General features: G+C 73.8%; 23 protein-coding genes and 1 pseudogene. 6 read left to right on the top strand and 18 right to left on the bottom strand.

Annotation, left to right across the window (positions count from 1 at the left end):
* Nucleotides 1-13 precede the first annotated feature (13 nt).
* Nucleotides 14-565, top strand: a complete 552-nt coding sequence (locus tag ACZZ97_RS09300) for a YceI family protein (RefSeq protein ID WP_192041204.1) — start codon at nucleotides 14-16, stop codon at nucleotides 563-565.
* Nucleotides 566-704: 139 nt separating this feature from the next.
* On the opposite strand, the gene ACZZ97_RS09305 is transcribed toward ACZZ97_RS09300, so the two are convergent.
* Nucleotides 705-1,463 carry a YidC/Oxa1 family membrane protein insertase gene (locus tag ACZZ97_RS09305; RefSeq protein WP_463472966.1) on the bottom strand — a complete coding sequence of 253 codons (759 nt, stop codon included), beginning with the start codon at nucleotides 1,461-1,463 and terminating at the stop codon, nucleotides 705-707.
* A gap of 48 nt (nucleotides 1,464-1,511) precedes the next feature.
* A complete protein-coding gene (locus ACZZ97_RS09310) occupies nucleotides 1,512-1,823 on the bottom strand; it encodes a DUF6412 domain-containing protein (protein ID WP_463472967.1) in 312 nt (103 codons plus the stop codon).
* A gap of 153 nt (nucleotides 1,824-1,976) precedes the next feature.
* On the opposite strand from ACZZ97_RS09310, the gene ACZZ97_RS09315 reads away from it, so the two are divergent.
* Together ACZZ97_RS09315 and ACZZ97_RS09320 are read left to right on the top strand one after the other, a co-directional pair.
* A complete protein-coding gene (locus tag ACZZ97_RS09315; RefSeq protein WP_314103061.1) occupies nucleotides 1,977-2,534 on the top strand; it encodes a TIGR03086 family metal-binding protein in 558 nt (185 codons plus the stop codon).
* A gap of 129 nt (nucleotides 2,535-2,663) precedes the next feature.
* Nucleotides 2,664-4,367 (top strand): long-chain-fatty-acid--CoA ligase, encoded by a 1,704-nt coding sequence (locus ACZZ97_RS09320; RefSeq protein ID WP_463472968.1) that lies wholly within the window; start codon nucleotides 2,664-2,666, stop codon nucleotides 4,365-4,367.
* Between the two features lie 129 nt (nucleotides 4,368-4,496).
* Here ACZZ97_RS09320 and lepB read toward each other — a convergent pair whose 3' ends face one another.
* The 3 genes from lepB to ACZZ97_RS09335 all read right to left on the bottom strand — a co-directional run bounded on the left by lepB (nucleotide 4,497) and on the right by ACZZ97_RS09335 (nucleotide 7,202).
* On the bottom strand, nucleotides 4,497-5,102 hold the full coding sequence (gene lepB, locus ACZZ97_RS09325; protein ID WP_463472969.1) for a signal peptidase I: 606 nt from the start codon (nucleotides 5,100-5,102) through the stop codon (nucleotides 4,497-4,499).
* A gap of 192 nt (nucleotides 5,103-5,294) precedes the next feature.
* Complete coding sequence (locus ACZZ97_RS09330) at nucleotides 5,295-6,212, bottom strand: oxygenase MpaB family protein (RefSeq protein WP_314103058.1); 918 nt, start codon at nucleotides 6,210-6,212, stop codon at nucleotides 5,295-5,297.
* Nucleotides 6,213-6,383: 171 nt separating this feature from the next.
* The gene (locus tag ACZZ97_RS09335; protein ID WP_463472970.1) at nucleotides 6,384-7,202 is read right to left on the bottom strand and encodes an SDR family oxidoreductase; all 819 of its coding nucleotides are present in this window, start codon (nucleotides 7,200-7,202) and stop codon (nucleotides 6,384-6,386) included.
* A gap of 120 nt (nucleotides 7,203-7,322) precedes the next feature.
* Between ACZZ97_RS09335 and ACZZ97_RS09340 the strand changes: the two are divergent.
* A pseudogene (locus tag ACZZ97_RS09340) lies at nucleotides 7,323-9,004 on the top strand (long-chain-fatty-acid--CoA ligase).
* A gap of 84 nt (nucleotides 9,005-9,088) precedes the next feature.
* Entirely contained in the window at nucleotides 9,089-10,489 is a 1,401-nt protein-coding gene (locus ACZZ97_RS09345) for a serine hydrolase domain-containing protein (RefSeq protein WP_463472971.1), read from the top strand.
* A 43-nt stretch (nucleotides 10,490-10,532) separates the two neighbouring features.
* On the opposite strand, the gene ACZZ97_RS09350 is transcribed toward ACZZ97_RS09345, so the two are convergent.
* The 5 genes from ACZZ97_RS09350 to ACZZ97_RS09370 form a co-directional block, all read right to left on the bottom strand.
* Complete coding sequence (locus tag ACZZ97_RS09350; RefSeq protein ID WP_314104433.1) at nucleotides 10,533-10,988, bottom strand: SRPBCC family protein; 456 nt, start codon at nucleotides 10,986-10,988, stop codon at nucleotides 10,533-10,535.
* A complete protein-coding gene (locus ACZZ97_RS09355) occupies nucleotides 10,985-12,451 on the bottom strand; it encodes a phytoene desaturase family protein (protein ID WP_463472972.1) in 1,467 nt (488 codons plus the stop codon). The genes ACZZ97_RS09350 and ACZZ97_RS09355 overlap by 4 nt, the downstream gene beginning before the upstream one ends.
* Nucleotides 12,448-13,476, bottom strand: a complete 1,029-nt coding sequence (locus ACZZ97_RS09360) for an SDR family oxidoreductase (protein WP_463472973.1) — start codon at nucleotides 13,474-13,476, stop codon at nucleotides 12,448-12,450. Before ACZZ97_RS09360 ends, ACZZ97_RS09355 begins: the two co-directional genes overlap by 4 nt.
* Nucleotides 13,477-13,551: 75 nt before the next feature.
* Complete coding sequence (locus ACZZ97_RS09365) at nucleotides 13,552-14,298, bottom strand: hypothetical protein (protein WP_463472974.1); 747 nt, start codon at nucleotides 14,296-14,298, stop codon at nucleotides 13,552-13,554.
* Nucleotides 14,299-14,425: 127 nt separating this feature from the next.
* The gene (locus tag ACZZ97_RS09370) at nucleotides 14,426-15,130 is read right to left on the bottom strand and encodes a DedA family protein (RefSeq protein WP_463472975.1); all 705 of its coding nucleotides are present in this window, start codon (nucleotides 15,128-15,130) and stop codon (nucleotides 14,426-14,428) included.
* Nucleotides 15,131-15,366: 236 nt separating this feature from the next.
* Here ACZZ97_RS09370 and ACZZ97_RS09375 point away from each other — a divergent pair, with 236 nt between their 5' ends.
* The gene (locus ACZZ97_RS09375; RefSeq protein WP_192041192.1) at nucleotides 15,367-15,690 is read left to right on the top strand and encodes a DUF7882 family protein; all 324 of its coding nucleotides are present in this window, start codon (nucleotides 15,367-15,369) and stop codon (nucleotides 15,688-15,690) included.
* A gap of 42 nt (nucleotides 15,691-15,732) precedes the next feature.
* Here ACZZ97_RS09375 and ACZZ97_RS09380 read toward each other — a convergent pair whose 3' ends face one another.
* The 8 genes from ACZZ97_RS09380 to ACZZ97_RS09415 form a co-directional block, all read right to left on the bottom strand.
* Entirely contained in the window at nucleotides 15,733-16,113 is a 381-nt protein-coding gene (locus tag ACZZ97_RS09380) for a DUF3054 domain-containing protein (RefSeq protein WP_314104207.1), read from the bottom strand.
* Nucleotides 16,110-16,760, bottom strand: coding sequence for a spermidine/putrescine ABC transporter substrate-binding protein (locus ACZZ97_RS09385; protein WP_463472976.1), 651 nt, complete (start codon nucleotides 16,758-16,760; stop codon nucleotides 16,110-16,112). The genes ACZZ97_RS09380 and ACZZ97_RS09385 overlap by 4 nt, the downstream gene beginning before the upstream one ends.
* A 190-nt stretch (nucleotides 16,761-16,950) precedes the next feature.
* On the bottom strand, nucleotides 16,951-17,787 hold the full coding sequence (locus tag ACZZ97_RS09390; protein ID WP_463472977.1) for a DUF3097 domain-containing protein: 837 nt from the start codon (nucleotides 17,785-17,787) through the stop codon (nucleotides 16,951-16,953).
* Nucleotides 17,780-18,628, bottom strand: coding sequence for a hypothetical protein (locus tag ACZZ97_RS09395; protein WP_463472978.1), 849 nt, complete (start codon nucleotides 18,626-18,628; stop codon nucleotides 17,780-17,782). Before ACZZ97_RS09395 ends, ACZZ97_RS09390 begins: the two co-directional genes overlap by 8 nt.
* A gap of 37 nt (nucleotides 18,629-18,665) precedes the next feature.
* The gene (gatB, locus tag ACZZ97_RS09400; protein ID WP_314104034.1) at nucleotides 18,666-20,165 is read right to left on the bottom strand and encodes an Asp-tRNA(Asn)/Glu-tRNA(Gln) amidotransferase subunit GatB; all 1,500 of its coding nucleotides are present in this window, start codon (nucleotides 20,163-20,165) and stop codon (nucleotides 18,666-18,668) included.
* Complete coding sequence (gene gatA / locus ACZZ97_RS09405; RefSeq protein WP_192041186.1) at nucleotides 20,165-21,715, bottom strand: Asp-tRNA(Asn)/Glu-tRNA(Gln) amidotransferase subunit GatA; 1,551 nt, start codon at nucleotides 21,713-21,715, stop codon at nucleotides 20,165-20,167. Before gatA ends, gatB begins: the two co-directional genes overlap by 1 nt.
* A gap of 2 nt (nucleotides 21,716-21,717) precedes the next feature.
* Nucleotides 21,718-22,017: an Asp-tRNA(Asn)/Glu-tRNA(Gln) amidotransferase subunit GatC gene (gene gatC, locus ACZZ97_RS09410; RefSeq protein WP_123548173.1), complete on the bottom strand. Its 300-nt coding sequence runs from the start codon at nucleotides 22,015-22,017 to the stop codon at nucleotides 21,718-21,720.
* 78 nt (nucleotides 22,018-22,095) lie between these two features.
* Complete coding sequence (locus tag ACZZ97_RS09415) at nucleotides 22,096-23,502, bottom strand: alpha/beta hydrolase (RefSeq protein WP_463472979.1); 1,407 nt, start codon at nucleotides 23,500-23,502, stop codon at nucleotides 22,096-22,098.
* Nucleotides 23,503-23,533 lie beyond the last annotated feature (31 nt).

A 23,533-nucleotide genomic window follows, 5' to 3' on the forward strand; every position in this document is an offset into this window, starting at 1 on the left:
GCAGGAGAACACCATGGCCATCACTGCAGAGAAGATCCCCGCCGGCACCTGGACCCTCGACCCCACGCACAGCGAGGTCTCGTTCAGCGTCCGCCACCTCGCCATCAGCAAGGTCAAGGGCTCGTTCGAGTCGTTCGACGCCTCGCTCGTCACCGCCGAGGACCACACCGCCAGCAAGGTCACCGCGTCCATCGACGTGGCCTCGGTCAACACGAACCAGAAGGACCGCGACGGCCACCTCCAGACCGGCGACTTCTTCCTCGCCGAGGAGCACCCGAAGATGACCTTCGTCTCGACCAGCATCGAGGAGAAGGGCGACGACGCGTTCCTCGTGCACGGCGACCTGACCCTCCGCGGCGTGACCAAGCCCGTCACCCTGAAGAGCGAGCTCGGCGGCCTCGTCGTCGACGGCTACGGCCAGACCAAGCTCGGCTTCTCGGCGACCACCAAGATCGACCGCACCGAGTTCGGCGTGACCTGGAACGCGGCCCTCGAGGCCGGCGGCTTCACCCTCGGCAACGACGTCACCGTCACGCTCGAGATCCAGTTCGTCCTCGCGCCGTAGTCGCACCCGTCGCGAGCGCACGTCGCCCGCGTCCCCGGAGGGCCCGCACCTGCAGTCGCAGGGGCGGGCCCTCCGTCGTGGGCCGCGCTTCCTCGCGCCGGCGCTTCGTCGCGCCGGGGCCTCCGCGTGCCGGTGCCTCCTAGGCCAGCACCCGGCGGAGCAGCGCCCGCTCCCCCAGCGTCCACGCCGCGCTCGTCACCATGTACAGGGCAGCGGCGAGCGGGACGGACGCCGCGACGACGACGGTGACGAAGGGCAGCACGCGCGCGACCGTGGCGAGGCCGGGCAGCGCCTCCTGCCCGGGCGCCGCCACGAGCGGGCCGGCTGCCCGGAGATCGGCCCGTCGTCGCAGCTCGACGACGAGCGCGAGCACGACCAGCAGCACCACGAAGGGCCAGACGGCACCCGCCGCGACGCCGCCGACGACAGCACCGACCGAGCCCACCAGCGAGGCGCCGAGCGCCGCCCCGGCCAGGACGTGCCCGAGCAGGGCGTTGGCGTGCCCGGCGATCACGGGGTGCGAGAACAGCGACCAGACCGCCGTGAGCACCGGCGCCTGGGCGAGCGTCGGCAGGCAGCCCGCCAACGGCGAGACCTTCTCCGACGTATAGAGCGCCGCCGTCGCGCGCTGCAGCGCCTGGGGGTCGCGGATCCGCCGACGCAGGTCGGCGAGGGCGGGCGCCAGGCGGCGACGGCCGATCTCCGCCCGCACCTGCGACACCCCCACGGGCACCAGCAGGACGCGGACGGCCAGGGTCAGGAGCACGACGGCCAGCGCGGACGACGAGGCGCCGGCGATCGGCTCGACGAGGTCGCTCAGCGCGACGACGACGGTGTGCAGGCCGTCGAGGACGACGGCGAGGGGCGGGAAGGCGGACAGGTCCATGGTGGTCCTCACGGCAGAAGGGAAGAGGTCGCTTCTGGCCGTCGGGCGCCGCGGGCGCGGCTAGACGGCCGGGAGGAGCCGCCCCGGCGCCCGTGCGCGCACGTGTCCGTCGGAGTCGGGGTCGCGGGCGAAGACGAGGAGGCGCACGTCGGCCGCCTCGGTCAGCACCGGACCCGGCACGGCCGCGCCCAGCCCCGCGAGCGCCAGCACCGCGCGGGCGACGACCACGATCGCCAGCACCGCGGCGGCGCCGACGAGGCCGACGACGACCCCCGCGGGCAGCGACCCGGCGTGGCCGACGGCGAGGCCGGTCGCGAGCGCGAGCTCGAGCGGCGCGAGGACGCGCACCAGCAGCTCGAGCAGGGAGGTCATGCACCCGACACTAGAGGACACGCCGGGGCGCCCGGTAGGTACGCTGACGGCGGACCTCCGGTGTCACGGGCGTCCTCGGACGGTGTCGTCCGTCGGGAAGGCTCGCGCGCCTCCTGCGTTGTCACCGTCACATCTGCTCCGAGGAGGACCCGCATGACGCACGACTGGATCACCCTGCAGCACCGGGCGCACGCCGAGTTCGCGCGCCGCGTCGAGGCGGTCACCGACTGGGACGCCCCGACGCCCGACACCGAGTGGGCCGTGCGCGACCTCGTGCGCCACGTGACCCGAGAGCAGCAGTGGGTGCCCGTCCTGCTCGAGGGCGGCGACCCGAGCGAGGCGCAGGCCTCGGTCGAGCCGCTCGGCGACGACCTCGTCGACGCCTGGCACCGGTCGTCGCGCGCCGCGGCCGAGGCGTGGCGCGAGGCGGACCCCGAGGCCTCGGTGCGGCTCAGCTCGGACGTCGTGCCCGTGCACGAGTACCTCGCCGAGCAGGTCGCCGACGTCACCATCCACGCGTGGGACCTCGCCCGCGCCATCGGCTCGGACGAAGAGCTGGACGACGACCTCGTCGCCGCCGTCTGGTCGGTCTTCGAGCCGCAGCGGGACGCCCTCGAGGCATCGGGCCTCTTCGCCTCGCCCGTGCCGGTCGACGACGACGCCCCGCTGCTCGTCCGCCTGCTCGCGCTGACGGGTCGCGACGCCCGCTGACACAGGGCGCCCGCTCGACGACGGGGCCGCCCCCGCTCGCTGACGGGGCTGCCCCCGCTCGCTGATGCGGGACAGGCCGAGCGGGCACCCTCGCAGGTCGCCCGGACCTCGGGATGGTTCGATGTCCGCATGACCGCCGACGCCGAGTCCGACGCCCGCCCCTGGCTGCACAGCTACGCCCCGGGCGTCCCCGCCGACATCGAGCCCGTCACGGGCACGCTCGTCGACCTGATCGACGACGCCGTCGCGGCACACCGAGGCCGGGTCGCCCTGGAGTTCTTCGGGCGCGAGACCCGTTATCGCGACCTCGGCGACGAGATCGACCGGGCCGCCGAGGGCCTCCGCAAGCTCGGCGTCACCGCAGGCGACCGGGTGGCCATCCTGCTGCCGAACAGCCCGCAGCACGTGGTTGCCTTCTACGCGACCCTGCGTCTCGGCGCGGTCGTCGTCGAGCACAACCCGCTCTACACCGACCGCGAGCTGCGCCACCTCTTCGAGGACCACGGAGCGAAGGTCGCGATCGCCTGGGACAAGCTCGTCGGGCGCCTCCGCGAGCTGCCCGGCGACCTCCGCTTCGACACGGTCGTCTCGGTCGACGTGACCCGCGGCATGCCGCTCCGCACCCGGCTCGCCCTCAAGCTGCCGATCCCGGCCGCCCGCAAGTCCCGCGAGGCGCTCACCGCCCGCGCCGTCGGCGACGTCAGCTGGCCCGACCTCGTCTCGGGTCGGCCCTTGAAGAGGCGCCACCCGCGCCCTGCCCTCGACGACGTCGCCCTGCTGCAGTACACGAGCGGCACGACCGGCTCGCCGAAGGGCGCCGTGCTGACCCACCGGTCGCTGCGCAGCAACGCCGAGCAGGGCCGCGCCTGGGTGCAGGGCGTCGTCGAGGGCGAGGAGACGGTCTACGGCGTGCTGCCCTTCTTCCACGCCTACGGCCTGACGCTCTGCCTCACCTTCGCGATGCGCATCGGCGCGCGTCTCGTGCTGTTCCCCAAGTTCGACGTCGACCTCGTGCTGAAGGCCGCGGCCAAGCACCCGCCGACCTTCCTGCCCGCGGTCCCGCCGATCTACCAGCGCCTCGCCGAGGCCGCCGAGCAGCGCGGCGTCGACCTCCGCAGCGCCCGCTTCGCCATCTCGGGCGCGATGAACCTGCCCCTCTCGACCGTGACCGCCTGGGAGCGGGTCACGGGCGGCATGCTCGTCGAGGGCTTCGGCCTCACCGAGACGTCTCCGGTCGCCCTCGGCAACCCGATGGGGCCGACCCGTCGCCCGGGCACCGTGGGGGTGCCGTTCCCCTCGACCGAGGCGCGCGTCGTCGACCGCGACGACCCCGACCCCGAGCGCCCCGTCACGCCGGGCGCCGCAGGCGAGCTGATCCTCCGCGGACCGCAGGTGTTCCGCGGCTACTGGAACCGCCCCGACGAGACGGCCGAGGCGTTCCTGCCCGGCGGCTGGTTCCGCACCGGCGACATCGTCAGCATGAGCGCCGACGGCTACGTCACCATCGTCGACCGCATCAAGGAGCTGATCGTCACCGGCGGCTTCAACGTCGCCCCCTCCGAGGTGGAGGAGGCGGTGCGCGGCGTCGCCGGCGTGGCCGAGGCCGCGGTCGTCGGCCTGCCCCGCGACGGCGGCGGCGAGGACGTCGTCGCCGCGATCGTCGTCGAGCCCGGCAGCACGGTCGACCCCGAGGAGGTGCGCGACCACTGCCGCGAGCAGCTCGCCGCCTACAAGGTGCCGCGACGCGTCGTCGTGGTCGACGAGCTGCCCCGGTCGCTGATCGGCAAGGTGCTCCGTCGCGAGGTCCGCGACGCCCTCATCGCCGGCCGCTGACCGGCGGCCGTCGAGCTCACGGCCGCTGGCGACCGTTCGACCGGGCGCGTCCCGACGTGAGAGCGACGAAGCGACGTGGTGTTCCGCATCGGTTCGTCGTCTTCGCGTCGGTTCGTCCGCCTCCTCGGCCTACAGCACCGCCCAGCGGCCGAGCGGCCAGAAGACGACCGTCGCGCGGCCGACGACGTGGTCGAGCGGCACGAAGCCCTCGTAGGGGCCGGTCACGTGCGACCGTGAGTCCGCCGAGCGCTCGCGGTTGTCGCCCATCACCCAGAGCGCGCCGTCGGGCACGGTGACGTCGAACGGCGTCTGCGATGCCGGGTCGCCCTCGGGCACGTCCAGGTACGGCTCGTCGAGCGGCTCGCCGTTCACGACCAGGCGCCCCTGGGCGTCACAGCACGAGACGGTGTCGCCGGGCAGCCCGATCACGCGCTTGACGAGGTCGTCGCCCTCGCCCGCGGCCAGCCAGCCGCCCGGGTCCTCGAAGACGACGACGTCGCCGCGGTGCAGGTCCATGACGCCGGGCACGAGCTCGTTCACCAGGATGCGGTCGCCGATCAGCAGGGTCTGCTCCATCGACGCCGACGGGATGGAGAACGACCTCACGAGGAAGGTCCTGACGCCCCACGACACCAGCAGCGCGACGAGCACGATCACGACGAGGTCGCGCAGCCAGCGCAGCCCTCCCGCCCGCCGGGTCGCAGGAGGCGCGGCGGCGTCAGCAGGATCGGTCACCGGCCCATCCTCCCGCGCTCCCCCCTCCGGCACCTGTGCCGGCGCCCGCACCCGGCCCGCGGCCCGCGGCCCGCGCCCCGCAAATGCCGACCGCAGCCCCCGCAATGCCTGCATTTCCACCCGTTGCAAGCCCGGAGCGACGCTCGCGGTCGGCATTTGCGGGCAAAACCCCGCGAACGTGGGAGACGGCGGCTACGCCTGGGCGCCCCGCAGCCGCTCGAGCCGCGCCAGCGAGTGCTCCTCGGCCACCGGCTTGTCGCCGAGCACGCGGCCGATCGCCCCGAGCATCACGCCCGCGGGCCGGGTGGTCGGCAGGTCGACCGGCCCGACGTGCGGCGCGCGCAGGCCGAGCAGCTCGCGGAACCGCGGCGGCAGGGTGCCCACGGCACCGTTGAACAGCACCGGATAGCCGACGCGCAGCACCGGGAACAGCGGCGGCCGCTTGATGAAGCCCACCACCTCCTCGGTCCGGGCCGTCCGCTCGAGGATCCCGCGGCGGTCGAAGTCCCTCAGCTGCTCCTGCATCTCGGCGACCGAGCGCGGCGGGTCGACGACGCCCATCAGCTCGCCGGCGGTCGCCCACTCGCGCACGTACGCGTCGGGCCCGCCGGGCACCTCGCCCTCGCCCCAGGCCAGGTACGCGGCGAGGAACGAGTCCGCGAAGGCCATGTGCACCCAGCTGAGCAGCTCGGGGTCGTTCGCCGCGTAGTCGTGCGAGACGCCGTGCCGGTCGTCGTAGCTGCCGACGACCTTCGTGTGCAGGCGGCTGACCCACTGGGAGGCGTGGGTCGCCGCCTCCTGGCTGCCGTAGGTGACGGTGTAGATCCAGCGGATCGTGCCGGCGAGACGGCCGAGCGGGTCCTCGCGGAACCGCGAGTGGTCGTGCACCCCGGCGAGCGCCCCCGGGTGCAGCGCCTGCACGAGCAGGGCGCGCACACCGGCGAGGATGGCGGTGTTCGAGCCGTGCACGGCCCAGACCGCCGACCCCGGCGCGAAGAAGCCCTCGTCGTCGCCCTTCGCGAGGTCGGTGACCCACTCGGGCGTGCCCGTGTACTGGCCGTTGAAGGTGTACTGCAGGCGGGCGCGGAGCGGCTCGGTCAGGGCGGGCATCCTCCGATCATGCGCCGCAGAGGCTGGGCGCCTGCCCCCGGCGAGCCCGGGAGTCTCGACGTCGAGGCAGTCGAGGCGGTCGAAGCGGTCCGGCCGTCCTGCCGGGACGCACCGCGCCTCCTCGTCCCGGTGTCGAGACGAGGAGGCGCGGGCAGAACAGGCAGGCAGGCGTCAGTTGCCGTGCGCCTCCTCGGCGACGGGCTGCCACTCCTCCCAGAGCGCGAGACGCGACTCGTAGTCCTTCTTGGCGATGCCCAGGGGCGCCTTGCCGAAGAAGACGCGGAGCGGCGGCTCGTCGGCGTCGACGACCTTGAGGATCGCCGTACGGGTGGCCGTGGGGTCGCCGGGGTCGGCGGCCGAGGGGCGCTTCGACGCGGCCTCGCGCACCTCGGCGTACGCCTCGTTCTCGTCGCTCCGCGAGGCGGACGGGCCCGACCAGTCGGTCGAGAAGCCGCCGGGCTCGACGAGCGTGACCGAGATGCCGAAGCCGGCGACCTCCTGCGAGAGCGACTGGCTGATGCCCTCGAGCGCCCACTTCGACGCGTGGTAGATGCCGACCGTCGGGAAGGCGCTGATGCCGCCGATGCTCGAGACCTGCACGATGTGGCCGGAGCCCTGCTCGCGCATGATCGGCAGCGCCGCCTGCGTGACCCAGAGGGCGCCGAAGAGGTTGGTCTCGAGCTGGCCGCGCGCCTCCTCCTCGGTGATCTCCTCGACCATGCCGAAGTGGCCGTAGCCGGCGTTGTTGACGACGACGTCGAGGCGACCGAAGTGATCGGCCGCCTGCTGCACGGCCGCGACGTCGGCGGCGCGGTCGGTCACGTCGAGCTGGATCGGCAGGAAGGTGTCGGGGTACTGCTCGACGAGCGCGTCGACGGCCTCGAGCTTCCGGGCCGTGCCCGCGACGCTGTCGCCGCGCTCCAGGGCAGCCTCGGCCCACTCACGGCCGAAGCCCTTCGATGCGCCGGTGATGAACCAGACCTTGCTCACGGTGTTCCTCTCGTCGTGTGGTGTCGCGCTGTCGGGAGCGCCGCTCCACTGAACGCCCGGCCTCCCCGACGCGCGCACAGCCAGCTCGGAGGGTGCGCATCTCGGCCTAGAGTGGGGCGCGTGACCATCGACACCGCTCGTCCCTGGCTGGCCTCCTACGCTCCCGGCGTCCCCCACGACATCGAGCCCGTCACGGGCTCCCTCCTCGACATCGTCGAGGGCACGGCCGCCGAGTACCCCAAGGCCGTCGCGCTCGAGTTCTTCGGCCTCACCACCACGTACGCCGAGCTCGTGGACCAGATCTCGCGCGCGGCCGAGGGCCTGCGCAAGCTCGGCGTCCGTCACGGCGACACCGTCGCCCTGGTCCTGCCGAACAGCCCCCAGCACGTCGTGGCGTTCTACGCGGTGCTGCGCCTCGGCGCGATCGTCGTCGAGCACAACCCGCTCTACACGCCGCGTGAGCTGCGGCACCAGTTCGAGGACCACGGCGCGAAGGTCGCGATCGCGTGGGACAAGGTCGTCGAGACCCTGCAGGACTTCCCGTCCGACGTCGCCGTCGACTCGATCGTGTCGATCGACGTGACCCGCGGCATGCCCCTCGCGACCCGCACCGCCCTGCGTCTGCCGATCAAGAAGGCCCGCGAGTCGCGCGACCGCCTGACCACGACCGTGCGGGGCACCGTCCCGTGGGAGAAGGTCGTCGGGTCGTCGCGCATCAAGGCACGTCACCCGAAGCCCGACACGACCGACCTCGCGGTCATCCAGTACACGAGCGGCACCACCGGCACCCCCAAGGGCGCCCAGCTGACCCACGCGAACCTGCTCTCGAACGCGGCGCAGTCCCGGGCCTGGGTGCCCACCATCACACGGGGCGACTGCACCGTGTACGCCGTGCTGCCCATGTTCCACGCCTACGGCCTGACGCTCTGCCTCACCTTCGCGATGAGCATGGGCGCCCGCCTGGTGCTGTTCCCGGCCTTCGACCCGGCCCTCGTGCTCAAGGTGATGAAGAAGCGCCCCCCGACCTTCCTCCCGGCGGTCCCGCCCATCTACACGCGCCTCCGGAAGGCCGCCGACGACGCCGGGGTCTCGCTGAAGGGCGTCGAGGTGGCCATCTCGGGCGCCATGCCCCTGTCGGCCGAGGTCGTCGAGCCGTGGGAGGAGCAGTCGGGCGGCTGGCTCGTCGAGGGCTACGGCCTCTCCGAGTGCTCGCCCGTGCTGATGGCCAACCCGGTCGGCCCGACCCGCCGCGCCGGCACCGTCGGCCTGCCGCTGTCGAGCACGGAGGTGCGGGTCGTGGACCCCGAGAACCCCACCGTCGACGTGCCCGCCGGCGAGAGCGGCGAGCTGATCGTGCGCGGCCCCCAGGTCTTCAGCGGCTACTACCGGAAGCCGCAGGAGTCGAGCGAGGTCTTCGTCGACGGCGACTGGTTCCGCACCGGCGACATCGTCACCATCGACCCGGACGGCTTCGTCCGGATCGTCGATCGCATCAAGGAGCTCATCATCACCGGCGGCTTCAACGTGAGCCCGTCCGAGGTCGAGGAGGTGCTGCTGCGTCACGAGGGAGTGGCCGAGGCCGCTGCGGTCGGCCTGCCTTCCCCGGCGGCGAGCAGGTCGCGGCCGCGATCGTCCTGCACCCGGGCGCCGAGGTCGACGTGCAGGCGCTGCGCGCCTTCGCCCGCCAGCACCTCACGCCCTACAAGGTGCCCCGCCGCATCGTCGTCGTCGACGAGCTGCCGAAGTCGCTGATCGGCAAGGTGCTGCGCCGCAAGGTGCGGGACGAGCTCGCCGACCGCTGAGCCGGGCCGGGCCGGGCCGGCCCGATCAGCCGCCGCCGCTGGCTCGCCGACCGGATCCGCCCGGCCGGCGCTAGCCTCGACGGCATGACCGTCGACGCTCTGCCCACCAGCACGCCGTCCGCCGAGGGGATCGACGCCGCCGGCGTCGAGGCCTTCCTCGACGGGCTCGAGTCCACGCCCGGCGTCGAGCCGCACAGCATCGTGCTGGTGCGTCACGGCTCCGTGGTGACGCAGGGCTGGTGGGCCCCGTACTCGGCCGACCGTGTCCACCTGCTCTACTCGCTGAGCAAGAGCTTCACCTCGACCGCCGTCGCCTTCGCGGTCGACGAGGGCCTCCTCGGCCTCGACGACACCGTGCTCAGCCACTTCCCCGAGCTCGACGCCGACGTGACCGACCCGCGCAGCCGATCGATGCGCGTCCGCGACGTGCTCGCGATGTCGAGCGGACACCGGGCCGAGGCTCTCGGCCGCGCGCTCGAGGCCGACCCGGCCGACCTCGTCCGCGGGTTCCTCCTCACGCCGCCGGAGGCCGACCCCGGCTCGGTCTTCGCCTACAACCAGCCCTGCACCTACGCGGTGGCGGCGATCGTGCAGCGCGCCTCCGGGCTGTCGCTCACCGAGTACCTGCGTCCGCGGCTGTTCGAGCCCCTCGGCATCGGGCAGGCCAGCTGGCAGCGCGACGACAGCGGCCGCGAGATCGGCTTCAGCGGCCTGCACGCGCAGACCGAGGCCGTGGCGCTGCTCGGGCAGCTGTGGCTGCAGCGGGGCGTGTGGCAGGGCAGGCAGCTGCTCCCCGCCTCCTACGTCGACGAGGCGACCCGGGTGCAGGTCGCGAACCCCGACGAGGCGAACGCGGACTGGAGCCAGGGCTACGGCTTCCAGTTCTGGATGGCCCGGCACGGCTGGCGCGGGGACGGCGCCTACGGCCAGTTCTGCGTCGTGCTGCCCGAGCACGACGTCGTGCTCGCGCTCACCGGCCAGACCGTCGACATGCAGGCCGTCCTCGACCTCGCCTGGCAGCACCTCCTGCCGGCCTTCGAGGGCGCGGGCGACGCTGCCGCCGACGACGCGCTGGCCCGCCGCACGGCCGCGCTCGGGCTGGCGCCCCTCGAGGACGACGCCGGCGCTGCCGAGCTGCGTGCCGCCTCCTTCGTGCCGACGTCGTCGAGCGAGCAGCCGTCGTTGACTTCCGTCGAGCTGGCGGACGAGAGGTCGTCGTGGCGCGTGCTGCTGCACGAGGGCGATGACGTGCTCGACGCCGAGGTCGTCCTCGGCGCCTGGACCGTCACCGACACGCTCGCGGTCACCGCGGGCCGCCGGGGCGCGGCGCTGCACGTGGACGTGGTGTTCGTCGAGACGCCCCACCGCCTGCACCTGGTGCTCGACGGAGGCGCCGCCGACGTCCGGTGGGAGACGACGCCGCTGCACGCGCCAGCCCTGCGGCAGCTGCGAGCGCCGCACGCCGGCGAGACGTCCCCGCTCTAGCGACGACGACGACGGCAGGCGGCCGGGGTCCGGGAGGCGCGGGTCAGCTCGGCGAGACCCGGTCGCGCAGCCGTCCCTCGGCCAGCCACGCGAGCCGTCGCAGCGTCTCGCGGTTGCGGATGCCCAGGGCGGGGTCGAGCACGGCGTCGGGGACGAGCGCGCCCGGCCCGGTGACCGCCTCCTCCTCCATCACGACGAGGCAGCCGCCCGCGCGGTCGTGCACGGTCAGGGCGACCTGCGCCTCGCCGAACGGCCAGCCGCGGGCCCGGAAGACGGCCCGGTGCGGCGGGTGCCACTCGAGCACGCTCGTCGTGTCGTCGAGCACGAGCGGCCAGACGCCGAACGAGTGGTGGATCCGCGCCCCGACGGCCGGCCAGGTGGACTCGACGTCGCGGATGCGGGAGGCGCCCACCACCCAGCTCGGGAACAGCCACCCGTCGCTCAGCACGTCGAAGACCTCGTGCGGCGACGCCTCGAAGAACCTCTGGTCGCGACTCACGTCGTCGTCCCTCCGTCGGGCCCCAGCCGGGGCAGGTGGTCGATGCCGAACTCGTGGCGCAGGGCGCTCAGGGCGGCGTAGGCGCCGCCCATGCCGTGCACCGAGGGGCCCGGCGGCACGGACGACGACGCGAGGTACGTCCCCGCGACCGGGGTGCGCCACGGGTCGGTCGACACCACGGGTCGCGCGATCAGCTGCCGCATCGTCGGGGCCCCCGACGCGATGTCGCCGCCGACGTAGTTCGGGTCGTGCTCCTCGAGGTCGGACGCCGTGTGGGCGCGGGAGGCGAGGACGAGGTCGCGGAAGCCGGGCGCGAACCGCTCGATCTGCTGCGTGACCGCCTCGGTCATGTCGACGGTGCTGCCGTTCGGCACGTGCGCGTAGGTCCACAGGGCGTGCTGCCCGGCGGGCGCGCGGGTGTCGTCGACGACGCCCGCCTGCACCGCGAGCACGAACGGCTCGGCGGGGTGCACGCCTCGGGCGACGTCGTGCTCGGCGCGGGCCACGGCCGCCCGGTCGCCGCCGAGGTGCACGGTCGGCGTGCGCCGCAGCTCCTCGGCCTGCCACGGCACGGGACCGCTGAGGGCGAAGTCCACCTTGGAGGCGCCTCCCCCGTACCGGAACCGCTCCAGCCGGCGTCGGTACCCGGCCGGCATCTCGTCGCCGGCGATCGCGATCAGCTGTTTCGGGGTCACGTCGAGCAGCCGGACGGACGCGTCGAGCTGACGCAGGCTGGTCACCTCGACGCCGGTCTCGATCACCCCGCCGTGCGCGACCAGGTCGGCGGCGAGCGCGTCCGCGATCGCCTGGCTGCCGCCGCGCGGCACCGCCCACCCGTAGCCGTGCCCGTGCACCGCGAGGGCAAGGCCGGCGGCCGACGCGCTGAGGCTCGGCATCGGGCGGATGGCGTGGGCCATGACGCCCGCCAGCAGTGCGCGGGCCTCCTCGGTGCGGAGACCGGCGTCCCACCACGGGCCCGCCTGGTGCAGGATCCGCAGGCCGAACTCGACCGTGGTGCCGAGGTGGCGCGGCACCTGGAGGATCGGCGACAGGGTGAACTGCGAGAGCTCGGGCTCGAGGTCGACGAGCCGGGAGAACATCCGGTGCCAGGTGGGGCCGTCGACGCCGAGGCCGTCGGCGGTCCGCTCGAGGTCGCGGTAGGCGACGCCCGCGGTGCCGCCGTCGAGCGGGTGCCCGTACGAGACCTCGGGCACGATCATCTCGACCCGCTGCTGCAGCCCCCACCGCCGGAAGAAGCCGGAGGCCATCGCCATCGGGTGCACCGCGGAGCAGATGTCGTGGCGGAACCCCGGCAGGGTCAGCTCGGCGGTGCGGGTGCCGCCGCCGATCGTGTCGGCGCGCTCGAGCAGCTGGACGCGCAGTCCTGCCCTCGCGAGCACGACTGCGGCCGAGAGGCCGTTCGGGCCCGCGCCGACGACGACGGCGTCGAAGTCGGCCGTCACGGGCGGCGCCGGCTGCCGGCGAGGGCCCGCACCACGGCGGCGCCCGCGCCGAGGGCCCCCGCCGCGGCGAGCGCGTAGCTGACGCCGCGGTTGCGGGTGTACCAGACCTGGGGGCTGGTCGAGCGGGCCTGGTCGTCGAAGATGCCGTGGGCGCCGTGGTCGCCTGCGACGGGGCTGTAGAGGTTGTCCGGCCACATGGGCTCGGACTTCTCGGGCGCCTGCTGGCCGCTGTAGCCGGTCTTGGCGAGGTACACGTCGAGCCAGTTGGCCACGAAGCGGTTGCCGAGCACCGTCATGACGGTCGGCTCGCCGATCCACGAGCGGCGACGCGGCTTGTCGGCCACGTCGGCGATGGCACGCGCGCCCACCTCGGGCTGGAAGATCGGCGGCACCGGCTTCGGGTGCTCGGGAAGACGAGACCGGACCCAGTTGAACTGGATCGTGTTGAGGGCCGGCATGTCGACGGTCGAGATGACGACGTGGCTCTCGTTGTGGATCAGCTCGGTCGTCACCGACTCGGTGAACCCCTGGACGGCGTGCTTCGAGGCGCAGTAGGCAGCCTGCAGCGGGATTCCCCGGTGCGCGAGAGCCGAGCCCACCTGGATCACGTGGCCCTTGTCGCGTGGCGTCATGCGCGACAGCGCCGCGCGGGTGCCGTTGACGAAGCCGAAGTAGTTCACCTGGGTGGCACGCTCGAAGTCGTCGGGGTCGGTCTCGAGGAACTCGCCGAACACCCCGACCATGGCGCAGTTGACCCAGAGGCCGATGTCGCCGAGCTCGTCCTCGACGCGCGTCGCCGCCGCCTCGACCTGCTCGCGGTCGGCGACGTCGGTGGGGACGCCCAGGGCGCGGCGACCGGCCGCCCGGACGTCGGCGACGGCGCCGTCCAGCCCCTCCTGGCCGCGCGCGAGCACGGCGACGTCCCAGCCGCGGTCGGCGAGCTCGCGGACCACGGCCCGGCCGAGCCCCGCGCTGCCTCCCGTCACGACGGCGATGCGAGAGATGGTGGGGTCGAGCTTGCTCATGGGTCTCCTCAGACGGTCTGCGACGGGGTCGTCGGGGTGCGGGTGGTCGACGGTAGTCCTGGCCAGGGGTCCGGGTCAGATGTCGAAGTCGCCGAAGCCGCCGCCGCCGCCGAGGTCGCCGCCGCCGAATCCGCCGCCGAAGTCGCCGCCCCCGAAGTCGCCTGCCGCGCCCGGGTCGCCGCCGGTCACGTCGCCGCCGGCGAGCTGCGGGTCGGAACCGGCGTCGGCGCCCGAACCGCCGTCAGCACCGGCGTCGCCCTCGGCACCGGCGTCGCCCGCGTCCCCGCCGTCGGCCGTGGCGTCGCCGCCGTCGGGCAGGAACGAGCTGACGAGGGCAGAACCGATCACGTACCCGGCGACCGTGCCCAGCAACGAGCCGCCGATGATCGAGCCCATGCCCATGCCGCCGCCCTGCCGGCCCTGTGCCTGGCCGACGCCGGCCTGCGCGCCCTGCTGGCCGCCTCCCAGGGTCTGCTCGAGGGTGCCGGGACGACGCAGCTCGGAGCGGGTCGCCGCCTGGGCCAGCGAGCCCGCGTCGTCACCGCGGGGCTGCTCGCCCTGGGGCGACTGGCGGCTGAGCTCGTCGAAGACCGTCCGCCGCTGCTCGGGCGTCAAGGTCGCGAACGCCTCGGCGTGCACCTGCTCGATGGTCTCCGGCGGCGCGGTGCGGAGCAGGTAGCGGTAGCGCTCGACCGCGATCTCGTCGTCGGTGCGGCCGCCGGGACGCTGACGGGCCTGCTGAGGGGCCTGCTGCTGGGCGCCCTGCGGGGTCGCGCCGTCCTGCGGGTCGTCTCGTCCGAGGAGCTTGTCGAGGAATCCCATGGTGTGCCGTTCCTTCCGGTCGCCCCGGGTGCCTCCCGGGTCTCCGACAGTACGGACGACGCGGCCCGCCCGCCTGGACGGGCCGTGGGGATCCGCTCCGAGCGCACCCCCGGCACGACGGGACGGATCAGCCCCGGGTCCGCTCTGCCGCACGGCGACGCCGCACCGCCCGGACGACGAGCCACAGGACGACCCCGGCGATCGCCGCGTAGACGGCGTAGTCGAGGTACTTGGCGTAGCGGTCGATCAGTTCGTACTGGGTGCCGAGGGCGACGCCGAGCCCGATCAGGAGCGTGTTCCAGAGGCCGCTGCCGATGATCGTGAAGAGCGAGAAGGTGACGAGTGGCATCCGGTCGGCGCCGGCGGGCAGCGAGATGAGGCTCCGCACCCCGGGGATGAACCGGCCGAAGAAGACCGCCGACCGGCCGTGGCGGTGGAACCAGCCGGCGGCGGAGTCGAAGTCTTCCCGGTCGACGAGCGGCAGCTTCGACAGCCAGCGGATGCTGCGCTCGAGACCGAGCACGGCGCCCAGCCAGTAGAGCACGAGGGCGCCCAGGTAGGCGCCGAGCGTGGCCGTGGCCACGAGCAGGACGACGTTCATGTCGCCGCTGCCCGCCAGCGCACCCGCCAGGGGCAGGATCAGCTCGCTGGGGATCGGCGGGAACACCGTCTCGACGAAGGTGAGCAGGCCGACGCCCCACTCGCCGGCGGCGTCGATGACGCGGGAGGCGATGCCGACGATGCCGTCGCTCTCGGTGAGCGAGCCGGGCGAGCCCGAGGCGGTCGAGCCGGAGGCGGCGAGGAGGAGCGGGCTGGCGGCGATGGAGGTCATGGGTCCCTGGGTCGGTTCGTGGCCCGCGAGGGCTCGGATCGGCTCGTCGAGCATGGCAGGGACGGCTGGGGACCTCCCCGGACGTTGCACGTCGTGCACGACCTCGCGCCTCGCGCACTCCGGGACTCGACCGGACGAGGGGCGTCGGAGTCGAGGGCGCACGGTAGGTTTGCAGAGACCGCTCCGCTCGTCCGAGTCACGATGCGGCACGGACGACAGGAACGAACGGATACACCATGGGATCGCTGATCTACGGCACGTCGAGCATCGAGATCGAGTTCGACGACAGGACGCTCGAGCACCTGCAGATCGTCATCGCCACCAAGCTGCGACGACGTGAGTCGTTCTTCTTCTCGTGGCGCGACACGCAGAAGGTCGGCGACGGCCGCAGCAGCATCTGGCTCGACCCGGGCATCCCCCTCTACTTCAAGTACTCCGGAGGTCGTGTCCCGACGATCAGCCGCGAGTGGCTGGCAGAGTTGACCACCTCCTCCAACAGCTCGTCCGGCCTGGTGCTCACCGACGAGCCGAGCCTCGACAACTCCGCCAAGCGCAAGTAGCAGCCCCCAGCGGCGGCGGGCGCCTCGGCGCGCCCAGGTCGCTCAGCGGCGCGAGCCGCGGGCTCGACGGCGGCGCAGCCTCGCGAGTGCTCGCCAGCCCAGCAAGAAGACCCCGAGCACGACGACCGTGACGACCACGAAGCTCACCGCCGTGCCCTGTCCGCTGATCACCCTGAGCACCATGCCGACCACGACCGTCGCAGGCCACACGACGAGACCGGAGCCGAGGGTCGGCAGGGCGCGCCCGCGCACCAGCACGAGGGCCCAGCCGACGACGAGACCCGCGGCGAACGGCCACAGGGTCGTGAGGACCCCGGCCAGCGCCGACCCTTCGTCGTGGCTGCGGCGCCCGATCAGGACGAACGCCACCACGAGCACGAGATCCGCGACGAACGCCCACCACGGCGACCTGCGCGCGGTCACCGGGGCTGCTCCAAGGTGCGCGACAGCTCGGCGAGGAGGTCGTCGACCTGGGGCTCGACGAGGCGCGCCAGGGCCTCCGCGATGCGCTCCCGGTGCCCGGCGACGGCGAAGCAGAGGGCCGTCCCGACCGCCTGGGCGTGCTCGTCGGCGAGGGCCAGCTCGCGACGGAGCGCCTGCTTGGCCTGCTCGGTGAACTCCGGCTCGGCCGCCGCCTCCTCGTCGGTCCCGCCCGCAGGAGGCGCGTCCTCGGCGGCGAGGCCCGCCAGGGTGAACAGGAACGGCTGGGTCGGGTCCGGCTCGGGGTCGACGTCGAGGCCGTCGAACTCGGGCGCGAGGTCGGCCTCCGGGCGGTACCCGTCGGGCTCGCCCGCCGCGGCGCGCCGCAGCTCGCGATCGACCAGGGGCAGGTTGCGGGTCGTGTAGGTGTCGACCTCGGCGTCGACGATGTGCCGCAGGCGGTTGAGCAGCGCGTGCTGGACGGCGTGCGGCACGTCGTGGTCGAGACCGGCGGCGGTCGAGACCGGCGATCCGAAGCAGGTGCGGCAGACCCGGGTGCGACCGCGCGCCGTGCCGATCCGCCAGCGCGGCAGCCAGCGCAGCCAGGCGTCGACCGCCCCGCGCACCTGCCCCTCGATCGAATCGGCCATGCGACGAATCTAGGGCGCGGAGCCGCCCGGGGGCCGCTGCCGTCGGGCGATTCCCGCAGCTCCGATGTCCCAGGGATCAGGAACGAGCCGTGACGCGGTCCTGATCCGTGCACGGATCAGGACGATCACGCCTCTCCCCGCGCGGATCAGGACAGATGTTCCTGAATGAGGACAGGGCGGGCAGGGCCGGTCAGTCGACGGTGACGAAGTCGATCAGCTGCTCGACGCGGCCGAGCAGGGCGGGCTCGAGGTCGCCGAAGGTCCGCACGCGGCCGAGGATCCGCTGCCAGGCGGCGGCGATGTCGGCCTGGTCGTCGTGGGGCCAGCCGAGCTGCGCGCAGATGCCGTGCTTCCACTCGACCGAGCGCGGCACGGTGGGCCACGACTCGAGCCCCAGGCGACCCGGCTTCACGGCCTGCCAGACGTCGACGAACGGGTGGCCGACGACGAGCACGTGGGCGCCCGACGGGCCGCGGGCGATCGAGTCGGCGATCCTGCTCTCCTTCGACCCGGCCACCAGATGGTCCACCAGCACGCCGACGCGACGGGTCGCGGTCGGCCGGAACTCGGCGAGCACCTCGGCCAGGTGGTCGACGCCCTCGAGGTACTCGACGACGACGCCCTCGACCCGCAGGTCGGCGCCCCAGACCTTCTCGACGAGTTCGGCGTCGTGCCGGCCCTCGACGAAGATCCTGCTCTCGCGGGCGACCCGCGCCCGGCCGCCGTCGACCGCGAACGAGCCCGAGGCCGTCCGTGCGCGCCCCTGAGGCGCCGCCCGGGGCACGCGCAGCGCGACCGGCGAGCCGTCGATCAGGAACGACCCGCCGAGGGGGAAGGCGCGGACGCGGCCCTTCCAGTCCTCCAGCTCGACGGTGCCGGCCTCGACCCGCACGACGGCTCCCGTGAAGCCGCTGCGCGCCTCCTCGACGACGAGGTCGCGGACGGCGTCGGTGGGCGTCGGCGCCGGTCTCGACGAGCGCTTCCAGTCGCCGCTCAGCACGTCTTGTCCGTAGCGGTCGTCATCCACGGGGCGGTCCTCCTCGGGTCGGTCGGGTTGGTCGGGGCTGGTAGGGGCGCGGCGGCCCCTTGTCGTCGGGCTCGCCGCCGGCGGGGCGCCCCGTCGTCGGTCGACGCCCGGGCACGGTGCCCGGCGGCGGAGAGCGGGTCGCGCGGGGAGCCGCGGCGGGACCCGTGGCGGAGCCGAGCCCTGCCCTGGCCCCGGGACGGTCGGCAGGCGCGGTGGGACGTGACGCAGGGTCGGCACGCCGGGCCGGAGCGGGCTTCGGCGACGACGACGACGAGGCGGCAGCCCCCGATCGTGCCGGGGCCGCCGCCGGAGCCGGAGCCCGAGAGCCAGCGGACTCGTCCGGTCGGAAGCCGAGCCCGAACGCCCAGGCGAAGCCGCCGAGCACGACGACGACGTAGAGACCCGAGACGACGAGCGGCAGCCACCAGGCCGACATCGGCCCCCCGCTCTGTCCGCCGATCGCCAGGACGACGAGGGCCGTCACGAACCAGACCGCGGCCGCGAAGGCGCGGGCGGCCCAGCGGGCCAGGCGCAGCCGCAGCTCGCGGCGGCGGGACGCCGCCTTCCAGTGGGCGGCGTGCGGCACGAGCAGGTGCCGCGCCGGCGTCCACGCGAGCGCGACGGCCGTGACCAGCCACGCCAGCACGAGGCCGACGAGCAGCGAGGAGGCGATCAGCACGAGGTCGGACCGGCTCGCCGCCAGCCCCGTGGCCCCGTCCCGGAGGTGGACCACAGCCACGCGCTCGGGCAGCAGCTGCGAGGCGGTCACCAGGACGAGCGCCGCCGCGGCGAGGGCGAGGCCCATCGGCGCGGCGGCACGGAGCAGAGGCGGCACGGTCATCGTGACCGGGCCGCCTCTGCGGTGTCGAGACGGGTGGTCAGGCCTGTGCCCTCTCGAGCACGAGCTCGCGGACGCGCGCGGCGTCCGCCTGGCCCTTCATCGCCTTCATGACGGCGCCGATGACGGCACCGGCCGCCTGGACCTTGCCGTCGCGGATCTTCGCCAGCACGTCGGGCTGCTGGGCGAGCGCCTCGTCGATGGCGGCGATGAGCGCGCCGTCGTCCGAGACGACCGCGAGGCCACGCGAGGCGACGACCTCGGCGGGCGAGCCCTCGCCGGCGACGACGCCCTCGAGCACCTGACGGGCGAGACGGTCGGTCAGCTCGCCGGACTCGACGAGGGCGATCAGCTCGCTGACGTGCAGGGGCGACACGAGCGACGACGGCTCGACGCCGGCCGCGTTGGCGGTGCGGGCGATCTCGCCGGTCCACCACTTGCGGGCCGCCTGGGGCGACGCGCCGGCGGCGACGGTGTCGACGAGCTCCTGCAGGAGGCCCGAGTTGACGACGTCCTGGAACTCCTGGTCAGCGAAGGCCCACTCGGCCTTGAGGCGGCGACGCATCGCGACCGGCGCCTCCGGCAGGGCCAGGCGGAGCTGCTCGACGAGCTCGCGCGACGGGACGACCGGCAGCAGGTCGGGCTCCGGGAAGTACCGGTAGTCGTCGGCGTCGCTCTTCGGGCGCCCGGCGGAGGTGCGCCCGGTGTCCTCGTGCCAGTGCCGGGTCTCCTGGGTGATCGTCCCGCCCGCGGCGAGGATCGCCGCCTGGCGCTGGATCTCGTGGCGGACGGCGCGCTCGACCGAGCGGAACGAGTTGACGTTCTTCGTCTCGGTGCGCGTGCCCAGCTCCACCTGGCCGTGCGGACGGAGCGACACGTTGGCATCGCAGCGCAGGTTGCCGCGCTCCATCCGCGCCTCGCTGACGCCGAGGCTGCGGACGATGTCGCGGATCGTCGAGACGTACGCAGCGCCGAGCTCGGGGCCGAGGGCGCCCGCGCCGATGATCGGCTTCGTGACGATCTCGACGAGCGGGATGCCTGCGCGGTTGTAGTCGACCAGCGAGTACTCGGCGCCCTGGATGCGACCGGTCGAGCCGCCGACGTGCGTGAGCTTGCCGGCGTCCTCCTCCATGTGCGCCCGCTCGATCGGCACGTGGAAGACGGTGCCGTCGGGCAGCTCGACCTCGACCTCGCCCTCGAACGCGATCGGCTCGTCGAACTGGCTGACCTGGTAGTTCTTGGGGTTGTCCGGGTAGAAGTAGTTCTTCCGGGCGAAGCGCGAGCTCTCGGCGATCGAGCAGCCGAGGGCGAGCCCGAGGCTGATCGAGTAGGTCACGGCCTGCTCGTTGACGACCGGCAGCGAGCCGGGCAGCCCCAGGTCGACCGGCGTCACGTTCGTGTTCGGCTCGCCGCCGAAGAAGTTCGGCGCGTCGGAGAACATCTTGGTCTTGGTGCCGAGCTCGACGTGCACCTCGAAGCCGAGGACCACCTCGTAGCGGGCGAGCGCCTCGTCGTAGTCCATCAGGTCTGCCTTGGCCATCAGATGACTCCCTCGGTGGCGGCGGTCTGCTCGGTGCTGCTCAGGTCGGGCGCACGCGAGATGAGAGTGTGGCCCCAGCCCTGCTCGAGGAGCTGCTCGACGGCGGCGCCGTAGGTGTAGAGACGCGCGTCCTCGCGGGCGGGAGCCATGAACTGCAGGCCCGTCGGCAGGCCGTCCTCGTCGGCGAGCCCCATCGGGACCGTGATGCCGGGCACGCCGGCGAGGTTCGCGGGGATGGTCGTGAGGTCGTTCAGGTACATCGACAGCGGGTCGTCGAGCTTCTCGCCGAGCGGGAACGCCGTGGTCGGCGCCGACGGCGAGACGAGCACGTCGACCTTCTCGAACGCGGCCGCGAAGTCGCGCTGCACGAGCGTGCGCACCTTCTGGGCGCTGCCGTAGTAGGCGTCGTAGTAGCCGGCGCTCAGCGCGTAGGTGCCGAGGATGATGCGGCGCTTCACCTCGGGGCCGAAGCCGGCCTCTCGGGTGGCGGCCATGACGTCCTCGACGGTGCCGCGGCCCTCGGGCACGACGCGCATGCCGAAGCGCACGGAGTCGAACTTCGCGAGGTTGCTCGAGGCCTCGGCGGGGAGGATCAGGTAGTAGGCGCTGATCGCGTACTCGAAGCTCGGGGCGTCGATCTCGACGACCTCGGCCCCGGCGCCGGTGAGCAGGTCGAGCGCCTCGGCGAAGCGCGCCTTGACGCCGGCCTGGAAGCCCTCGCCGGCGAGCTGGCGGACCACGCCCACGCGCACGCCCTGCAGGGCGCCGCCGGCCAGGCCGCGGCGGGCGGCGTCGGCGAACGACGGCCACTCGTCGCGCAGCGACGTGGAGTCGCGGCGGTCGTGCCCCTTGATGACGTCGTGCAGCAGCGCCGAGTCGAGCACGGTGCGGCTGACGGGGCCGACCTGGTCGAGCGAGCTCGCCAGGGCGATGGCGCCGTAGCGGCTGACGCCGCCGTAGGTGGGCTTGACGCCGACCGTGCCGGTGACGGCGCCCGGCTGGCGGATCGAGCCGCCGGTGTCGCTGCCGAGGGCCAGGGGCGCCTCGAAGGCGGCGACGGCCGCGGCCGAGCCGCCGCCGGAGCCGCCGGGCACGCGGTCGAGCGACCACGGGTTGTGCGTCGGGCCGTAGGCGGAGAACTCGGTCGACGAGCCCATCGCGAACTCGTCCATGTTCGTCTTGCCGAGGGGCACGAGGTCGGCGGCGCGCAGCTTCGCGACGACGGTCGCGTCGTACGGCGGCACCCAGCCCTCGAGGATGCGGCTGCCCGAGGTCGACGGCATGTCGATCGTGCAGAGGACGTCCTTCACGGCGATCGGCACGCCCGCGAGGGGGCCCATGGCGTCGCCCGCGGCGCGGCGGCGGTCGACGTCGGCCGCCGTCGCCAGGGCCTGGTCGCTGACGTGCAGGAACGCGTGCACGTCGCCGTCGACGGCGGCGATGCGGTCGAGGTGCGCCTGGACGACCTCGACGGACGAGACGTCGCGCGAGGCGAGGCGGGTGCTGAGGTCGTCCGCGCTGAGGCGGATGATCGAGGAGGCGTCGGCCACGGCTACTGCTCCTCTCCCAGGATGGCGGTCACGCGGAACCGCGAGCCGTCGTGGTCGGGCGCGCCCGAGAGCGCCTGCTCGACCGTGAGCGTCTCGCCCACGACGTCGTCGCGGAAGACGTTCGTGAGCGGGATCGGGTGGCTGGTCGCCGGGACGTCGTCGGTCGCGACCTCGGACACCTTGGCGACGTTGTCGACGATCTGCCCGAGCTCTCGGGTCATGGTCTCGATCTCGTCGGGGGTGAGGGCGATGCGGGCGAGACCTGCGAGGTGCTCCACCTGTTCGCGCGTGATTTCAGACATGCTGCTCCGTCACGTGGTTCGTCTGGGGTACCGCGGCTGGGGGTACCCGACGATCTTACGGGGCGGCGCGGCCGGGGCTCAGTCGCGGACGTACAGGTCCTGCGGCCGCACGAGCGAGAGGTCGGGAGCCTCGGGGGCGACCGGACGCGGGTCGCCGGGCTCGCCGTCGACGAGGTCGCCGCGGCCGAGCCCGATCAGGGCGGTGCTCCGCATCGTCTCGGTGCCGGGCACGAGGTAGGAGTTGTGGCCGAGGGCGGCGGCGAGGGCGCGTCCCGTGTAGCCGTCCGCGCCTCCCCCGGTGTGCAGCAGAACGGCGCCGAAGCCGGCCGTGCCGGGGTCGGCGCCGAAGTACGCGCTGCCGGCGACGGGGTCGAAGCTGCCCGCGGCCGCGTAGACGTCGTCCCCCGTCACGTCCAGCATCGACGCGGCCGGGACGACGCTGCCGGGCGAGCCGAGCAGCACCAGGGAGTCGACCGACACGTCCCCGGACGACAGCGCCAGCGTGGCCGTCGTCGACCCGTACGAGTGAGCCACGACCGTGACCCTGGCCGGCGCGGAGGCGCGGGCCGCGTCGAGTCCCGTGATCGCGTCCTCGAGGCGGTCGGCCCCGGCCCGGGCGAGGTCGAGCCCGTAGACGTTGGTCAGGTCGGGGGTGCGGTAGCCGAGCCACGCCACGACGGCGACCTGGTCGAGCCCGTCCCCGTCAGCGCGCGCCAGCAGGTAGGTCCACGACGTCTGCTCGTCGTAGAGCTCACCGGCCGTGTCCGTCCAGTCCACGAGCTGGCTGCCGACGGTGAAGAACATGCCGGGGACCAGCACGCTCACGTCGTCGGCCGTGTCGAGGTCGCCCACCGAGACGGCCGCGCGCCCCGGCAGCACCGTGTCGAGCACGACGAGGTGCCGGTCGGCGTCGCCGACCGCACGGCCGCCGACGGCCGCGGCGACCTGGCGGAGCATCGCCGCGCGGGCGTCGTCGTCGCGGCGCTCGTCCCTGGTGCCCCGACGCTCGTCGACGGCGGCGCGCGCCTCGACGAGGAACAGCCGGTTCGCCTGGTCCCTGGTCGTGTAGGGCACGCCCTCGAGGTTGCCGACGAGGCCGGGCACGCGGGCGACGAGGCCCAGCTGCCGCGACGGGGCGAGGTCGGCCCACCAGGACGCCACCTCGGGGGCGGTCCGGACGGAGGCGACCGCGTCGACGAGCGTGCCGGTGTCGTCGCCGGAGGCGTCCAGCGAGTCGGCGAAGTCGTCGAGCTCGTGATCGCTCGCCGTCGCCAGGACGGTGAGGCACCCCTCGGGCGCGGCTACCGCGCAGGCGGCGGACAGCGAGGAGTCGGCAGACGAGGGCGCGGCGGGCACGACCGTCGAAGCCCAGGCGTGCACCTCAGGGCTCGCGCCCACCGCCGCGGCTGCGGGCTCGACGGGACCGGCGACCACCCCGGAGAGGTGGATCGATGCGGACAGGATGGCTGCAGCGAGGAACAGCACGTCGGGTCTTTACCTCTCGTGCGCACCCGAG

It is taken from the genome of Frigoribacterium sp. AC512 (assembly GCF_979258295.1).

Excerpts from the sequence above, each read along its gene's own strand:
- ACZZ97_RS09310 (WP_463472967.1), bottom strand. The coding sequence starts at position 1,823 with ATGACCTCCCTGCTCGAGCTGCTGGTGCGCGTCCTCGCGCCGCTCGAG.
- ACZZ97_RS09385 (WP_463472976.1), bottom strand. The coding sequence starts at position 16,760 with ATGGCCGATTCGATCGAGGGGCAGGTGCGCGGGGCGGTCGACGCCTGG.
- gatC (WP_123548173.1), bottom strand. The coding sequence starts at position 22,017 with ATGTCTGAAATCACGCGCGAACAGGTGGAGCACCTCGCAGGTCTCGCC.
- ACZZ97_RS09320 (WP_463472968.1), top strand. The coding sequence starts at position 2,664 with ATGACCGCCGACGCCGAGTCCGACGCCCGCCCCTGGCTGCACAGCTAC.
- ACZZ97_RS09345 (WP_463472971.1), top strand. The coding sequence starts at position 9,089 with ATGACCGTCGACGCTCTGCCCACCAGCACGCCGTCCGCCGAGGGGATC.
- ACZZ97_RS09375 (WP_192041192.1), top strand. The coding sequence starts at position 15,367 with ATGGGATCGCTGATCTACGGCACGTCGAGCATCGAGATCGAGTTCGAC.
- ACZZ97_RS09315 (WP_314103061.1), top strand. The coding sequence starts at position 1,977 with ATGACGCACGACTGGATCACCCTGCAGCACCGGGCGCACGCCGAGTTC.
- ACZZ97_RS09365 (WP_463472974.1), bottom strand. The coding sequence starts at position 14,298 with ATGGGATTCCTCGACAAGCTCCTCGGACGAGACGACCCGCAGGACGGC.
- ACZZ97_RS09300 (WP_192041204.1), top strand. The coding sequence starts at position 14 with ATGGCCATCACTGCAGAGAAGATCCCCGCCGGCACCTGGACCCTCGAC.
- ACZZ97_RS09360 (WP_463472973.1), bottom strand. The coding sequence starts at position 13,476 with ATGAGCAAGCTCGACCCCACCATCTCTCGCATCGCCGTCGTGACGGGA.
- ACZZ97_RS09370 (WP_463472975.1), bottom strand. The coding sequence starts at position 15,130 with ATGACCTCCATCGCCGCCAGCCCGCTCCTCCTCGCCGCCTCCGGCTCG.
- gatB (WP_314104034.1), bottom strand. The coding sequence starts at position 20,165 with ATGGCCAAGGCAGACCTGATGGACTACGACGAGGCGCTCGCCCGCTAC.
- ACZZ97_RS09330 (WP_314103058.1), bottom strand. The coding sequence starts at position 6,212 with ATGCCCGCCCTGACCGAGCCGCTCCGCGCCCGCCTGCAGTACACCTTC.
- ACZZ97_RS09395 (WP_463472978.1), bottom strand. The coding sequence starts at position 18,628 with ATGACCGTGCCGCCTCTGCTCCGTGCCGCCGCGCCGATGGGCCTCGCC.